The following is a 1,923-nucleotide window of genomic DNA, read 5'->3' on the forward strand; positions in this document are numbered from 1 at the left end:
TAAGAGAACTTCATTGAAGTGATTGTGAACATCGACGGCATTGATAAGGCCGCAGGCCAACCGCCGCCATCGGTGATAACGCATCACCTGTAGGAGCGAGCATGCTCGCGATGGTCGCAAGATCGTCGCCGGGTGTCAGTTATCCAGCGTTTTCGTTGGCGTCCATCGCGAGCAAGCTCGCTCCTACAATGGTATGCATTCCTGTTCAGGGTGGATCAATCTGATCCAGCACCCGATTCGCCGTGATCTCCGCCAGCATGACGCTGTTGGAAATTCCCAGCAGCGCATTGCGTGAATCGCCGTCCAGGTGGTCTACCAGGTGATGGACCATCACATCCACCGAGGCCAGGGTTTCGACCAGATAGGCCATCAGGTCTGCGGTCGAGATGTTGGGATTTACGGTGAAGAGTGTGCCGGGTGTTCGGGGTGTGGCTTTGATTTTGGCGGTGGTGATGGGGTCAAGGGTGGGATTGTTGTTAGGGGGATTGGGTGAAGGCTTCTTCATACGCTGAGTTTTCCTGATGATGCGCCAACCCACCTGCTGCTAAACAGTGGGAGGCAGCTGCACGCGGGTTAGCAGACCGGAAAACTCAGCAATCCGGCGCGCCGAGGGCGCCCCACGTACAGCCACCATCAAGTGCAGGCAATGAACGACCTGCATGACAGATGCACGCACAGCTGAGTAATCGCGAGCTGCTAAACCCGCATCACTGAGAGGTCAGTGACGCGAATCAAGTTACTGAGCGACCCCAGGGTGCACAAGCCGGCGGATTCTGGCGTAGCGGTAGGCAGTGGCGCAAGGTTTTGTAGTTTTTATCTGTTAACTGCAGGAGGCTTTAAACATGCACTCACAAAGAGTGTTTAAGCAGCAATACTGTGCGTCCTACGCAAGCGCTTAGCTCGAAGTGATGCCGATGTTTCTTGCAATAATTACCGCACATCAAGCAACTCTCCAGATACCTGAGTTCTGGCATCTTTGGCTGCCATCGATGGATATGGAGTGTTGTATATGACGGATCAAGCTGGAGAGAGCCCTCTGCGTACCAAGGGTATTGTTTGCAGTTTCATACCTGAAAGAGGATTCGGTTTCATTCTCGGGGATGATGGTCGCAACTATTTTGTGCATAGGGAAAACGTAAACGGCGCAGAGCTTGTCGACGGTCAGCAGGTTGACTTCATGGGAATGCCGACCGCGAAGGGCTATAAAGCAGTTAACGTAGTTCCCGGCGACCTGCCAAAGTCCGGAGCGGCTTTTGAGTCGCCGAGGCATTTCATATGGACCGAGGACAACGAGCCTAATGGGTTTCGCGTCAAGTACATGCTCGGAAGCGGGTGGTCGGAATCAGGTACGATTCAGGAGGCCAAAGCTGCGCTGGTGCGAATGTGCAAGGAGCGGCGCGGAAACGCGGTTCTCAACGTGCGGCTTGAAAAGTCGATACACCGGCACGGTTTCTCCAATTACCACTACACGAGGCACCGGTTCAAAGGTGACTTTGTCAATGTACAGCGGACTATCCAGACTACGGATCAGAGGCTTATTGACAGTTCCGCGCAGTGGGAGAAGGAATTCGATGGATGGATTGAAACCATGAACGCCTCACTCGCGGCGGCGGAGGCAGCCAGACTGGTGCTCCCAGATACATTCGCGGGCATATTGAAGCTGGTTTTCAGTGGGTCGCTCATCCTGTGGAAAGCTGTTGTGGTGATTGTTCAAAACGTACTTTCTGGCAAACGAGACAAGCACCTTTAGTTTCATCTGGCAAAAAATCGCAGCATGCTCGCGATGGGGGCAGGAGCGCCGCGGGGTGTCAGGCATCCAGCGTCATTGCTGACGACCATCGCGAGCGTGCTCGCTCCTACAGTGTTTCGTGGCGATGGCGAAATCGTGCACGAAAAAGCCCGGCTGATCAGGCCGGGCTTTTT

Annotated in this window: 2 protein-coding genes; one reads left to right on the forward strand and one right to left on the reverse strand. The window is 54.3% G+C overall.

The features are described 5' to 3' along the window. Positions 1-205 precede the first annotated feature (205 nt). A complete protein-coding gene (locus ACW9JE_RS30505) occupies positions 206-505 on the reverse strand; it encodes a DUF6124 family protein (RefSeq protein WP_457434878.1) in 300 nt (99 codons plus the stop codon). A 504-nt stretch (positions 506-1,009) separates the two neighbouring features. On the opposite strand from ACW9JE_RS30505, the gene ACW9JE_RS30510 reads away from it, so the two are divergent. Then, positions 1,010-1,750: a cold-shock protein gene (locus tag ACW9JE_RS30510; RefSeq protein ID WP_457434879.1), complete on the forward strand. Its 741-nt coding sequence runs from the start codon at positions 1,010-1,012 to the stop codon at positions 1,748-1,750. Positions 1,751-1,923 lie beyond the last annotated feature (173 nt).

This window comes from Pseudomonas sp. SDO55104_S430 (assembly GCF_054070595.1).

What these genes read in the sequence shown, in the direction of transcription:
- ACW9JE_RS30505 (WP_457434878.1), bottom strand. Translation starts at nt 505, where the DNA reads ATGAAGAAGCCTTCACCCAATCCCCCTAACAACAATCCCACCCTTGAC.
- ACW9JE_RS30510 (WP_457434879.1), top strand. Translation starts at nt 1,010, where the DNA reads ATGACGGATCAAGCTGGAGAGAGCCCTCTGCGTACCAAGGGTATTGTT.